At 65.7% G+C, this 13,541-nt stretch carries 10 protein-coding genes; 1 reads left to right on the top strand and 9 read right to left on the bottom strand.

The window, feature by feature from the left end; all coding sequences use genetic code 11:
- Window positions 1-56: 56 nt before the first annotated feature.
- The 7 genes from odhB to ugpB all read right to left on the bottom strand — a co-directional run bounded on the left by odhB (window position 57) and on the right by ugpB (window position 9,654).
- Window positions 57-1,307 (bottom strand): 2-oxoglutarate dehydrogenase complex dihydrolipoyllysine-residue succinyltransferase, encoded by a 1,251-nt coding sequence (gene odhB, locus ACEI37_RS20595; RefSeq protein ID WP_373377963.1) that lies wholly within the window; start codon window positions 1,305-1,307, stop codon window positions 57-59.
- Between the two features lie 87 nt (window positions 1,308-1,394).
- Window positions 1,395-4,247: a 2-oxoglutarate dehydrogenase E1 component gene (locus ACEI37_RS20600; protein WP_012353126.1), complete on the bottom strand. Its 2,853-nt coding sequence runs from the start codon at window positions 4,245-4,247 to the stop codon at window positions 1,395-1,397.
- Window positions 4,248-4,575: 328 nt separating this feature from the next.
- Entirely contained in the window at window positions 4,576-5,322 is a 747-nt protein-coding gene (ugpQ, locus tag ACEI37_RS20605) for a glycerophosphodiester phosphodiesterase (protein WP_373377964.1), read from the bottom strand.
- Window position 5,323: 1 nt separating this feature from the next.
- Window positions 5,324-6,424, bottom strand: a complete 1,101-nt coding sequence (locus ACEI37_RS20610; protein WP_373377965.1) for a sn-glycerol-3-phosphate import ATP-binding protein UgpC — start codon at window positions 6,422-6,424, stop codon at window positions 5,324-5,326.
- Window positions 6,425-6,434: 10 nt separating this feature from the next.
- Window positions 6,435-7,283: a sn-glycerol-3-phosphate ABC transporter permease UgpE gene (gene ugpE, locus ACEI37_RS20615; RefSeq protein ID WP_092309164.1), complete on the bottom strand. Its 849-nt coding sequence runs from the start codon at window positions 7,281-7,283 to the stop codon at window positions 6,435-6,437.
- Between the two features lie 12 nt (window positions 7,284-7,295).
- The gene (gene ugpA / locus ACEI37_RS20620; RefSeq protein ID WP_062800547.1) at window positions 7,296-8,177 is read right to left on the bottom strand and encodes a sn-glycerol-3-phosphate ABC transporter permease UgpA; all 882 of its coding nucleotides are present in this window, start codon (window positions 8,175-8,177) and stop codon (window positions 7,296-7,298) included.
- A gap of 160 nt (window positions 8,178-8,337) precedes the next feature.
- Window positions 8,338-9,654: a sn-glycerol-3-phosphate ABC transporter substrate-binding protein UgpB gene (ugpB, locus tag ACEI37_RS20625; protein ID WP_116337259.1), complete on the bottom strand. Its 1,317-nt coding sequence runs from the start codon at window positions 9,652-9,654 to the stop codon at window positions 8,338-8,340.
- 194 nt (window positions 9,655-9,848) lie between these two features.
- Here ugpB and ACEI37_RS20630 point away from each other — a divergent pair, with 194 nt between their 5' ends.
- Window positions 9,849-10,640, top strand: coding sequence for an HAD-IIB family hydrolase (locus ACEI37_RS20630; protein ID WP_373377966.1), 792 nt, complete (start codon window positions 9,849-9,851; stop codon window positions 10,638-10,640).
- Window positions 10,641-10,716: 76 nt separating this feature from the next.
- Here the strand turns inward: ACEI37_RS20630 and ntrC are convergent, their stop codons facing one another.
- Both ntrC and glnL read right to left on the bottom strand, forming a co-directional pair.
- Window positions 10,717-12,276, bottom strand: a complete 1,560-nt coding sequence (gene ntrC / locus ACEI37_RS20635; protein ID WP_373377967.1) for a nitrogen regulation protein NR(I) — start codon at window positions 12,274-12,276, stop codon at window positions 10,717-10,719.
- A gap of 85 nt (window positions 12,277-12,361) precedes the next feature.
- Window positions 12,362-13,540, bottom strand: a complete 1,179-nt coding sequence (gene glnL / locus ACEI37_RS20640; protein WP_373377968.1) for a nitrogen regulation protein NR(II) — start codon at window positions 13,538-13,540, stop codon at window positions 12,362-12,364.
- Between the last annotated feature and the right edge of the window lies 1 nt (window position 13,541).

Genomic DNA, 13,541 nt, shown 5'->3' on the forward strand with positions numbered 1-13,541 from the left:
GATCACGGGGAGAGTGCTGCCCGCGCACGCCAGCGCGTGCGCGGAGGGACCAGCGATTACAGGTCCAGCAGCAGGCGCGCCGGATCTTCCAGGGCGTCCTTCATGGCGACCAGGCCCAGCACGGCTTCGCGGCCGTCGATGATGCGGTGGTCGTAGGACATCGCCAGGTAGTTCATCGGGCGGATCACGATCTGACCGTCTTCCACCACCGGGCGGTCCTTGGTGGCGTGCACGCCCAGGATGGCCGATTGCGGCGGGTTGATGATCGGAGTCGACAGCATCGAGCCGAACACGCCGCCGTTGGAGATCGAGAACGTGCCGCCGCTCAGCTCTTCCAGCGACAGCTTGCCGTCACGGGCCTTGACGCCGAACTCGGCGATCTTCTTCTCGATATCGGCCAGGCTCATCTGGTCGGCGTTGCGCAGGATCGGCACCACCAGGCCGCGCGGCGAGCCGACCGCAATACCGATGTCGAAGTAGCCGTGGTAGACGATGTCGTTGCCGTCGATCGAGGCGTTGATCAGCGGGAACTTCTTCAGCGCGTGCACCGCGGCCTTGACGAAGAACGACATGAAGCCCAGCTTCACGCCGTGTTCCTTTTCGAAGCGGTCCTTGTACTTGTTGCGCAGGTCCATCACCGGCTTCATGTTGACTTCATTGAAGGTGGTGAGGATGGCGTTGGTGGCTTGCGACTGCAGCAGGCGCTCGGCGATGCGGGCACGCAGGCGGCTCATCGGCACGCGCTCTTCCGGGCGGTCGCCCAGCGCGGCGAAGTCGACCGGGGCCGAAACCTGTTGCAGCGCCGGCTTGGCGGCGGGGGCCGGAGCGGCCTTGGCCGCCGGGGCCGGTGCGGCGGCCGCGCCCAGCACGTCGCCCTTGGTGATGCGGCCGTCCTTGCCGGTGCCGGCAACCTGGCCAGCCGACAGGCCGGCTTCGGCCATCAGCTTGGCGGCCGACGGCATCGCGACGGCGCCGGCGGCGGCCGGAGCGGCAGCAGCAGCCGGCGCCGGCGGTGCAGCAGCCGGAGCCGGGGCAGCAGCGGCCGGGGCGGCGGCGCCAGCGGTGGCTTCGGTGTCGATCTTGGCGATGATTTCATCGGCCACGACGGTGTCGCCGTCATTCTTCACGATCTGCGACAGCACACCGGCCGACGGGGCCGGCACTTCCAGCACGACCTTGTCGGTTTCGATTTCGATCAGGATCTCGTCCTGGGCAACGGCTTCGCCGGGCTTCTTCTTCCAGTTGAGCATGGTCGCTTCGGCGACCGATTCGGAGAGTTGCGGAACCTTGACGTCAACGATAGCCATGGTGGTGAATTCCTCGTGTTATGCGTGTTGTCGTGATGCTGGCGAGGCCACGGGGCGCCTGCGCGCGCCGCCGTGGCTGCCGACTGATTACTTGGTCAGAACAAAGCCCTTGAGCTTGGCGAAGGCCGCGTCCAGCAGCGCCTTCTGTTGCTCGTTGTGCTTTGCGTAGTAGCCCACCGCCGGCGAAGCCGACGCGGGACGACCGGCATAACCGAGCTTCTGCCCATCCGTCATGTTTTCCATGATGTAGTGCTGCACGAAGAACCAGGCGCCCTGGTTCTGCGGCTCGTCCTGGCACCACAGGATCTCGTTGGCGTTCGGGTACTTCTTCAGTTCCGCGGCCAGCGCCTTGTGCGGGAACGGGTACAGCTGTTCCAGGCGGATGATCGCGGTGTCGTTGGCCTCGCGTTCCTTGCGCGTGTTGACCAGGTCGTAGTAGACCTTGCCCGAGCACATGATGACGCGCTTGACCTTGCCGGCGTTCAGTTCTTCGTGGTCGCCGATGACGGTCTCGAAGTGGCCCTTGGCGAGGTCGGACAGCGGCGACACCGCATCCTTGTTACGCAGCAGCGACTTCGGCGTCATGATCACCAGCGGCTTGCGGAACAGGCGGATCATCTGGCGGCGCAGCAGGTGGAAGATCTGCGCCGGCGTGGTCGGCTGGCAGACCTGCATGTTGTGGTCCGCGCAGAGTTGCAGGAAGCGCTCGATGCGCGCCGAGCTGTGCTCCGGACCCTGGCCTTCGTAGCCGTGCGGCAGCATCAGCGTCAGGCCGGAGGCACGGCCCCACTTCACTTCACCCGACGAGATGAACTGGTCGATCACCACCTGGGCGCCGTTGACGAAGTCGCCGAACTGGGCTTCCCAGATCACCAGCGCGTTCGGTTCGGCGGTCGAGTAGCCGTATTCGAAGCCGAGCACGGCTTCTTCGGACAGCACCGAGTCGATCACCGTGAACGGTGCCTGGTTTTCCGACACGTTCTGCAGCGGCACGTAGCTGCCGGCATCCCAGCGCTCGCGGTTCTGGTCGTGCAGCACGGCGTGGCGGTGGGTAAAGGTGCCGCGGCCGGCGTCCTGGCCGGTGATGCGCACCGGGTAGCCCGAGGCCACCAGCGAGGCAAAGGCCAGGTGCTCACCCATGCCCCAGTCCAGCGGCTGGTCGCCGCGGCCCATGTTGGCGCGGTCCTTGACCACCTTCTCGACCAGCGGGTGCAGCTTCAGGTGTTCGGGGATGGCGGTGATGCGTTCGGCCAGGCGCTTGAGCTCGGTCACCGGCACGGCGGTGTCGGCGGCGTCGGTCCACTTGCGGTTCAGGAACGGCATCCAGTCGACCGCGAACTTGTTCTTGAAGTTCGACAGCACCGGATCGGCGGTGTGCTTGCCGGCGTCCATCGCGGCGCGGTATTCCTTGACCTTCTCGTCGCCGAAGTCGGCCGGGACCAGGTTCTGCGCGGCCAGCTTGTCGGCGTACAGCTTGCGCGTGCCGGGGTGCTGGGCGATCTTCTTGTACATCAGTGGCTGCGTGACCGCAGGCGTGTCCTGCTCGTTATGGCCCAGCTTGCGGAAGCAGATGATGTCGACCACGACATCCTTCTTGAACTCCATGCGGAAGTCCACCGCCAGCTGCATGGCGTACACCACGGCTTCGGGATCGTCGCCGTTCACGTGCAGCACGGGGGCCTCGATCATCTTGACCACGTCCGTGCAGTACAGCGTCGAACGCGCGTCGCGCGGGTCCGAGGTGGTGAAGCCGATCTGGTTGTTGATGACGATGTGCATGGTGCCGCCCGTGCCATAGCCGCGGGTCTGCGCCAGGTTCAGCGTCTCCATCACCACGCCCTGGCCGGCAAAGGCGGCATCGCCGTGCACTTGCACCGGCAGCACTTCCATGTTGCCGACGGCGCCGCGGCGTTCCTGGCGGGCCTTGGCCGAGCCTTCGACCACCGGGTTGACGATTTCCAGGTGCGACGGATTGAATGCCAGCGACAGGTGGATCGGGCCGCCCTCGGTCGAGACGTCGCTCGAGAAGCCCTTGTGGTACTTGACGTCGCCGGCCGGCAGGTCATCGACGTGCTTGCCTTCGAACTCGGCGAACAGGTCGGCGGGCATCTTGCCCAGGGTGTTGACCAGCACATTCAGGCGGCCGCGGTGGGCCATGCCGATCACGATTTCCTGCACGCCCTTGCTACCGGCATGCTGGATCAGTTCGTCCATGGCGGCGATGAAGCTCTCGCCGCCTTCCAGCGAGAAGCGCTTCTGGCCGACATACTTGGTGTGCAGGAAGCGCTCCAGGCCCTCGGCCGCGGTCAGGCGGTCAAGGATGTGCTTCTTCTTTTCCAGCGTGAACACCGGCTTGGAACGCGTGGTTTCCAGGCGCTCCTGCCACCAGCGCTTCTGCGCCTGGTCGCTCACGTACATGAATTCGAAGCCGATGGTGCCGCAATACGTTTCGCGCAGGTTGTTGAGCAGCTCGCGCAGGCTCATCGACTCCTTGCCGAAGTAGGTATTGCTGGCATTGAAGACGATATCGAGATCGGCTTCGGAAAAACCGTAGAAGGCGGGGTCCAGATCCGGCAGGGGCGGACGCTCCTGGCGCTTGAGCGGGTCCAGGTCGGCCCAGTGCGAACCGATGTTGCGGTAGGCGGCGATCAGTTGGGTGGCAGCGACGCGCTTGCGGCCCATGTCGGAATCGGCCGATGCAACGATGGTGCGGATGGGACCTTGCTTGGCGCGCTCGGCGAACGAGGCAACGATGGGAGCGTGGGGGATATCCCGGCCGTTCGAGCCGTCGACGGCGGGAACGTTCTGCATGGCGTCGAAGTACGCGCGCCAATTGTCGGGAACCGAGGCGGGGTTCTGGAGGTAGGCTTCGTACAGTTCTTCGACATAGGGGGCGTTACCGCCGAAGAGGTACGAATTGCTCTGGTACTGCTGCATCATGGGACGCTCACTTTTCTCCGGGTCTGCCGGAGTTCAGCGGGTTATTCAACCTTCCGCGACACGGCTTGACCGGTTAGCGGATCGCAAACAACTCTTGGGAGCCAGTGGAGGCACTTACGCAAACGGCACCACCAGGGTGCCGCATGTGATGGCCGCCTCACAAGGCGCGAAAGGGCAAGTTGTGCGGGGAAGGACCTTAAGTCTTCACGGCGGTAAGGATAGCACGGATTGCGTTTGATCAATGTGGACTTTTCGCGATACGAAACACAGTCGCGCGACAATTCCAACCACGTTCAGCGAATTCGCCACAGCCGCACAACAATCCGAGTCAGGGGACGATCTGGTCGACGGCGTCGGTGATCACCCCATCGAGCCCCCATTCCAGCAACTGCGCCGCCCGTGCCGGGTCGTTGACGGTGTAGGCCAGCACGCGCAGGCCGGCCGCATGCGCGGTGGCGATCACGCCGGCATCCAGCTCGCGATGGTTGGCATCGAGCGCGACGCAGCCGAGCCGGCGCACCCGCTCCAGCCAGTCACCGGGCAGCTTGTCCAGCAGCAACGCGCGCGGCAGGCCGGGCGCGACACGCGCCGCGGCGGCAAGCGCGTCTTCCGAAAACGAGGACAGCAGCGGCGGCACCTCGGCGCCGTCCCACAGCGACTGGGCATCGATCGCCACGGCGGCGCCGGTGCGCGTCTCGGTGCCGGGCATCGGCTTGACCTCGATATTGACCAGGAAGCCGTTGGCACGGGTGTAGCGCGCGATCGCCGCCAGCGTCGGCACCGGCTCGCCGGCAAAGGCCGGGCCGTGCCAGCTGCCGGCGTCGAGCAGCGCCAGTTCGCCCAGCGTCAGCGCATCCACCCTGCCCTGGCCGCTGGTGGTGCGATCCAGGGTGGCGTCGTGCATCAGCACCGGCTTGCCGTCGGCCGACAGCTTTACGTCGAACTCGAACATGTGGTAGCCAAAGCCGGCGCCGTGGCGGAACGCCGCCAGCGTGTTCTCCGGCGCCAGCTTGCCGGCGCCGCGGTGCGCGATATGGCTGGGATAGCGCCAGGCGTTGTCGGTTGCCGTGGTCATGTCAGGCCTCGATGCGCTTGCCGGTGTCCGGCGCAAAGAAATGCAGGTGCTCGGCCGACGAGGTCACCGGCAGGCGCTCACCGGCGCGCACGCGCGCATGGCTGTCCAGCCGCACCACCACGGCCTGCCCGCCGAGCGAGCCATAGGCGAAGGAGTCCGCGCCCAGCGCCTCGACCACGCGCACATCGACCTCGGCGATCGCCTCATGCGCGGCGCACGGCTCGATATGCTCGGGCCGCAGTCCCAGCAGCGCCTGTTCCGGCAGGTGCAGCCCCATCGGCAGGTGACCCAGCGTGGCGTTGGCGGCTTCGCCCTCCTTCGCCACCACGCGCATCTGCGCGCTGGTGTCGCCGCCGGCGTTGCGCGCCACCGGAATCAGGTTCATCGGCGGCGAGCCGATAAAACCGGCCACGAAGGTGCTGGCCGGCCGTGCATAGACTTCCAGCGGCGTACCGATCTGCTCGACCCGCCCGGCGTTGAGCACCATCATGCGGTCGGCCAGCGTCATGGCCTCGACCTGGTCGTGGGTCACATAGAGGCTGGTGGTGCCCAGGCGCCGGTGCAATTCCTTCAGTTCCAGCCGCATCTGCACGCGCAGCTTGGCGTCGAGGTTGGACAGCGGTTCGTCGAACAGGAATACCGCCGGCTCGCGCACGATGGCGCGGCCCATGGCAACGCGCTGGCGCTGCCCGCCGGAAAGCTGGCGCGGCTTGCGCTCGAGCAGCGGGGCCAGCTCGAGAATGCCGGCGGCGTGGTTGACGCGCTGCGCGATCTCCGCCTTGCCCATGCCGCGGATCTTCAGCCCGTAGGCCATGTTGTCGTACACGCTCATATGCGGATAGAGCGCGTAGTTCTGGAACACCATGGCGATGTCGCGCTCGGCCGGCTCCAGCTGGTTGACCACCTTGTCCCCGATATCGATCTCGCCGCCGGTGATGGTTTCCAGCCCGGCCACCATGCGCAGCAGCGTGGACTTGCCGCAGCCCGAGGGCCCGACGATGACGATGAACTCGCCGTCGGCGATCTCCATGTCGATGCCATGCACGACCTGGGCGCCGCCGGCGTAGGTTTTCTGAACGTTGCGTAGTGACAGTTTTGCCATTGTGTTCCGCTTATTTCTCGGTTTCGACCAGGCCCTTGACGAACCACTTCTGCATCAGCACCACCACCACCGCGGGCGGGATCATCGCCAGCATCACCGTGGCCATCACCAGGTTCCAGTCGGTGGCGGCATCGCCCGAGCGCGAGATCATCTGCGTCACGCCCACCACCACCGGCGTCATCGATTTCTGCGTGGTGATCAGCAGCGGCCACAGGTACTGGTTCCAGCCGTAGATGAACTGGATCACGAACAGCGCGGCGATGCTGGTGCGCGACAGCGGCAGCACCACGTCCCAGAAGAAACGCAGCGGCCCGGCGCCGTCGATGCGCGCCGCTTCGGCGAGTTCATCGGGAATCGTCAGGAAGAACTGGCGGAACAGGAAGGTCGCGGTCGCCGACGCGATGATCGGGATCGTCAGCCCGAAGTAGCTGTCGAGCAGACCCAGGTCCGACACCACCTTGTAGGTCGGCAGGATGCGCACCTCCACCGGCAGCATCAGCGTGATGAAGATCAGCCAGAAGAAGGTCTTGCGCAGTGGGAACTTGAAATAAACGATGGCAAAGGCCGAGATGATCGAGATCGCGATCTTGCCCAGCGCAATGCCGAGCGCCATGATCAGGCTGTTCTTCATCATGGTCGAGACCGGCGACGCGGCCTCGCCCACGCCCTGGAACAGCACGGTGCGATAGTTGTCGATCAGGTGGCTGCCGGGGATCAGCGTCATCGGCGCGTCGAGCACCTCTTCGGCGGTCAGCGTCGAGGCGACGAAGGTCAGGTACACCGGGAACACCACGATGACGATGCCCAGGATCAGCACCGCGTGGGTCAGGAAATCGAGAAAGGGACGACGTTCTACCATGGGCTGTCTCCGTCAGTACTGGACCTTGCGTTCCACGTAGCGGAACTGCACCACGGTCAGCGCGATCACGATCACCATCAGCACCACCGACTGCGCTGCCGAGCCGCCGATGTCCATGCCGCGGAAGCCGTCATGGAAGACCTTGTAGACCAGCGTGTTGGTCGAATTGAACGGTCCGCCGTGCGTGACCGCATCGATGATGGCAAAGGTGTCGAAGAACGCATAGACCACGTTGATCACCATCAGGAAGAAAGTGGTGGGCGACAGCAGCGGAAACACGATCGACCAGAAGCGGCGCCACGGGCCCGCGCCGTCGATGGCGGCGGCCTCGATCAGCGAGCGCGGGATGCTTTGCAGCCCCGCCAGGAAGAACAGGAAGTTGTAGCTGATCTGCTTCCACGCCGCGGCCAGCACCACCAGCAGCAAGGCCTGATTGCCATTGAGCAGGAAGTTCCATTCGACGCCGAGCTTGCGCAGCGCAAACGACACCACCCCCAGGGTCGGGTTGAACATGAACATCCACAGCACGCCCGCGACCGCCGGCGCCACCGCGTACGGCCAGATCAGCAGGGTCTTGTAGCCCACCGCGCCGCGGATCACGCGGTCGGCAAAATAGGCCAGCGCCAGCGCGGTGGTCAGCCCGACCACGGTCACGCCCACGGCAAAGATGGCGGTGACCTGGAACGATTCGACATAGAGCGGGTCGTTCCACAGCATGCGGAAGTTGTCCAGGCCGACGAATTCCAGGTTGATGCCGAAGGCATCCTGCTGCAGCATCGACTGGTACAGGGCCTGCCCGGCGGGCAGGAAGAAGAAGATCAGCGTGATCGCGATCTGCGGCAACACCAGCAGATATGGCAGCCACGGCGAACGGAAAACGACGCGTTTTTCCATGAACGGATTCCGGCGGATGCCGCGGATGGCGGCATCGGACTAGGTACGGATAGGTACAAAGCAGCGGGCGGCACCCGATCGGTGCCGGCCACAAAGCAAGCGGGCGGAGGTTTCGCCGCCGCCCGCCTGTCATGTCAGCCTGCTGGCAAGACCCGGCGCCTTATTCGCGCGCGGTCTTCTGGAAGCGCTCCAGCAAGTCGTTGCCGCGTGCCACAGCCGAATCCAGCGCCGCCTTGGGCTCCTTCTTGCCAGCCCAGACGGCTTCCAGCTCCTCGTCGACCACGGTGCGGATCTGCACCATGTTGCCCAGGCGCACGCCGCGCGACTTGTCGGTGGTCTTGACCACCATCTGCTGCACCGAGACGTCGGCGCCGGGGTTCTTGTCGTAGTAGCCCGACTTCTTGGTGGCCTCGTAGGCGGCCATGGTCACCGGCAGGTAGCCGGTGGCCTGGTGCCAGTCAGACTGGATCTCGGGGCGCGACAGGTAATTGAAGAACTTGGCGACGCCCTTGTACTCTTCAGGCTTCTTGCCGCCCATCACCCACAGCGAGGCGCCGCCGATGATTGTGTTCTGCGGCGCGCCCTGCACGTCCGGGTAGTACGGCAACTGCGCCACCGCGAACGCGAACTTGGCGTTCTTGCGGATATTGGCCAGCGACGCCGACGAACCGGTGAACATGGCGCATTCGCCGTTATAGAACTTGGCCTGCGATTCGGCCTTGCGCCCGCCATAGCTGAAGTAGCCCTTCTTCACCATGTCCTGCAGGTTGGTGATGTGCTTGACGTGCAGCGGGCTGTTGAAGACCAGGCGCGTGTCGGTGCCGCCGAAGCCGTTGTTCTTGGTCGCGTACAGCGTGTTGTGCCAGGCCGAGAAGCTTTCCAGGTGGACCCAGCCTTGCCAGTCGGTGGTATAGGCGCAGTTGGTGCCCGAGGCCTTGAGCTTGGCCGAGTACTGCATCACCTCGGGCCAGGTCTTGGGCGGCTTTTCCGGATCCAGCCCGGCCTTCTTGAAGGCGTCCTTGTTGTAGTAGAACACCGTGGTCGAGCTGTTGAACGGGAACGACAGCATCTCGCCCTTGGACGAGGTGTAGTAGCCGGCCACGGCGGGGATGTAGGCCTTCTGGTCGAACTTCTCGCCGGCGTCCTTCATCACCGTCGACACCGGCTTGATCGCGCCCTTGGCGCTCATCATGGTGGCGGTGCCGACCTCGAACACCTGCAGGATCGCCGGCGCGCCGCCGGCGCGGAAGGCGGCGATGCCCGCCGCCATGGTCTCGTCGTAGTTGCCCTTGTTGACCGGCACCACCTTGTATTCGGACTGGCTGGCGTTGAACTTGTTGGCGATCTCGTTCACCTTGTCGTTCAGCGCGCCCTGCATGGCGTGCCACCACTGGATTTCAACGGCGGCGTGCGCGCTGCCGGCCCCGGTCAGGGCTGCCAGCGCGGCGAGTTTGAGCACGGTACGGGATACGGACATCGGTGGCTCTCCTTGGTCTGTCTGTTGCAGTCAGTCGAAAATCCGACAGCATGTGATTGTTTTGTGACAGCGGCATGTTACGCCCGTCGCACCTGCGCTAGCAAATCAGCAGATTCACCAGTATGGCCGGCCCGCGGCGTTTTGCAGTGCAATAAAAGAACTTGGCAGCAGATCCACGGTTACAATGGCCCGCCATGCAATCTCTGAACAAGCTCTCTAATGCCGCGCTGCGCAACGTGCGCGGCGTGCTGACCGACATCGACGGCACCCTGACCACCGACGGCAGGCTGCCGGCCTCGACTTACCTGGCCCTCGACGGCCTGCGCCGGGCCGGCCTGCATGTAATCCCGGTGACCGGGCGCTGCATCGCGTGGGCCGAGATCCTGACGCGGCTGTGGCCGGTCGATGCCATCATCGGCGAGAACGGCGCGTTCTATTCGCACCTGCACAACGGCCGGCTGCAGACCCGCTTCCTCGACGATGCAGCCACGCGCGCGCGCAACCTCGAGCGCATCCACGCCCTGGGCCAGCGCATCGTGCGCGAGGTGCCCGGCTGCGCGCTGGCTTCCGACCAGGCCTGGCATGCCGCCGACCTGGCCATCGACCATGCCGAGGACGTGGTGCCGCTGCCAGACGACGCCGTCGAGCGCATTGCTGCGCTGATGCGCGAGGCCGGCATGACGGCCACCGTCAGTTCGATCCACGTCAACGGCTGGTTCGGCCAGCATGACAAGCTGTCGATGAGCAAGCTGTGCGTGGCCGAGCTGCTGGGCGAGGACGTCGATGCACGGCGCGACGAATGGCTGTTTATCGGCGACTCGGCCAACGATGCGTCGATGTTTGCGCATTTCCCGCTGTCGGTGGGCGTGGCCAATGTGCGCGATATCCTGCCGCAGTTGCCGGTGCCGCCCGCCTACATCACCGCGGCCGCGGGTGGCGAGGGTTTTGCGGAGATGGCGCAGCGGCTGATCGAAGCGCGCGGCTGAGCCCGCCCCGCAAAAGAAAAAAACCGGCCGGGATATCCCGGCCGGTTTTTTCTTGCCTTGCGCTAACCGTAGCGGCTCAGTCGAAGCCCAGCTCCTGCAGCTTGCGCGTGATGGTATTGCGCCCGATCCCGAGCCGGGTCGCGGCTTCGACGCGGCGGCCGCGGGTAACGCCCAGCGCGGCTTCCAGCACCGCCTTTTCGAACCGGCGCGTCAGCAGGTCCATCACTTCGGGCTGGCCGGCTTCCAGCATGGCGCGCGCCTCGGCGGCGAGCAGGCTTTCCCATCCGGCGGCCGCCGGTGCCTGCACCGGAGCCTGGGCCACCGCTGCGGCCGGCGCGGCGCGGACCGCCGTGGCCGTATCGGCCTCGGCCACCGGCACCGCAAACCCGCCATAGTCGGCAAGTTCCCGGGCGCCCTCATACTCGGCCACGCGCAGGTCGGGCGCGCGCTCCGGCCGCGGGGCATTGACCGGCTCGCTGGTGCCCGCCTCCAGCATCTCGCGCGGCAAGTCCTTGACCTCGATGGTCTGGGCCGGCGCCATCACGGTGAGCCAGTTGCACAGGTTTTCCAGCTGGCGCACGTTGCCCGGGAACGGCAGCGTGCTGACGTAGGCCAGCGCCTCGTCCGACATGCGCTTGGGCTCGACGCCAAGCTCCTTGGCACTCTTCTGCAGGAAATGGCGCGCGAGCAGCGTGATGTCCTCCGGCCGCTCGCGCAGCGGCGGCAGGCGCAGCCGGATCACGTTCAGGCGGTGGAACAAGTCCTCGCGGAACAGCCCTTCCTTGACCCGCAGCTCCAGGTTCTGGTGCGTGGCGGCAATCACGCGCACATTGGCACGCAAGGTGTTGTGACCGCCGACGCGATAGAAGTTGCCGTCGGACAGCACGCGCAGTAGCCGCGTTTGCAAGTCGAACGGCATGTCGCCGATTTCGTCGAGAAACAGCGTGCCACCCTCGGCCTGCTCGAAGCGCCCGCGGCGCATGGTCTGGGCCCCGGTAAAGGCGCCACGCTCGTGGCCGAACAGTTCGGACTCGAGCAGGTCCTTGGGTATCGCCGCGGTATTGAGCGCGATAAACGGGCCGTTGGCGCGCGGGCTGTGCTTGTGCAGCGCGCGCGCGACCAGCTCCTTGCCGGTGCCGGACTCGCCGGTGATCATCACCGTGACGTTCGACTGCGACAGCCGGCCGATGGCGCGGAACACGTCCTGCATCGCCGGCGCCTGGCCGAGGATCTCGGGCGCGTCGACCAGGCGGTCGTCCATCTCTTCCTCGCGCAGGCTTTCTTCCAGCGCGCGGCGGATCAGCTCGACCGCCTTGTCGACATCGAACGGCTTGGCCAGGTATTCGAAGGCGCCGCCCTGGAACGCTGCCACCGCACTGTCCAGGTCCGAGTACGCCGTCATCACGATGACCGGCAGGCCCGGATGCCGCGCCTTGATCGCCTGGAGCAGGTCCAGGCCGGAACCGCCGGGCATGCGGATATCCGATATCAGCACCTGCGGCTGGTCTTCCTCGAGCGCGGCCAGCGCGTCCCGCACATTGGTGAAGCTGCGCGAGAGCAGGCTTTCACGGGCGAGGGCCTTTTCCAGGACCCAGCGGATTGATTGATCGTCGTCGACTATCCAGATCGGCTTCATGTGCGTCGCTTGTCTGCTCGGTGTCAGTTGGTCTTCCGCATGCCCTGGCCACGTCGGTGCACGCGCTTGCGGACGCCGGCAAAGGCTAGTGCAGCGGCAGCAGGATACGGAAGTCGGTACAGCCCGGCCTGCTCTCGCATTCGATCAAGCCCTCGTGCTGCTGCACGAAGGTTTGAGCGAGTGTGAGACCCAGTCCGCTGCCGCCATCCCTGCCCGATACCAGCGGATAGAAGATGCGTTCGCGGATGTCTTCGGGGATTCCCGGGCCGTTGTCGATCACATGCAAGTCCAATGCCAGCTTGAACAGGCGCTTGGCAATGGTGACCTGGCGCGCGATGCGCGTGCGCAGCACGATCTGCGCGTCGCCGCGCGCGATGCGCTCCGCCAGCGCCTGCGCGGCGTTGTGGACGATGTTGAGCACGGCCTGGATCAGCTGCTCCATGTCGCCCTGCAATTCGGGCAGGCTGGCATCGTAGTCGCGCACGATCTCCAGCCCGTTGGGGAACTCGGCCAGCACCACCGAGCGCACGCGCTCGAGCACCTCGTGGATATTCAGGCTCGATACGATATGCGGATGCCGGTGCGGCTCCAGCAGCCGGTCGACCAGCGTCTGCAGCCGGTCCGACTCCTTGATGATGACCTGGGTGTATTCGCGCAGCGAGCGCTCGGGCAGCTCGAACTCCAGCAGCTGCGCCGCGCCCCGGATGCCCCCGAGCGGGTTCTTGATCTCGTGGGCGAGGTTGCGGATCAGCTCCTTGTTGGCCGAGGTCAGGTCCAGGATGCGCTCTTCGCGGTCGCTGCGCACCTTTTGCTCGTTGGGCAGGATCTCGACCACCACGGTGTCGCCGACCGCCTCGAGCGCGGCGATCACCACGTGCACATGAATCGGTTCCTGCAGCGGCGGATGCAGGATCAGGTCCTGCCGGCGCACGTCGAATTGCCGCGTCACCACGGTGTCGAGCATGTTGTGCAGCTCGTCCGATTTGCCGAACAGGTCGGGCAGCGTCAGCTCGACCATGCCCTTGCGCGACACGCCGAAGGTGGCCTCGGCGGCCGGATTCGCGTACACCACGCGCAGCCCCGGCTGGCGCACCAGCAGCACCGGGTTGGCAACCACGTCGAGGCCGGCATGGAATGCCGCCGCGCCGATGCTGAGCACGCGCGCGCCGGTTTCGGGCGATGCCGGGTCCGCCGCGGGCGGCTCGGCCCGCGCGCCATCGGCACTGCCGGCCTTGCGTGACACTCCGCGAATCAGGCGACGCATA

It is taken from the genome of Cupriavidus nantongensis, from assembly GCF_041726985.1.
GTDB lineage: Bacteria > Pseudomonadota > Gammaproteobacteria > Burkholderiales > Burkholderiaceae > Cupriavidus > Cupriavidus nantongensis_A.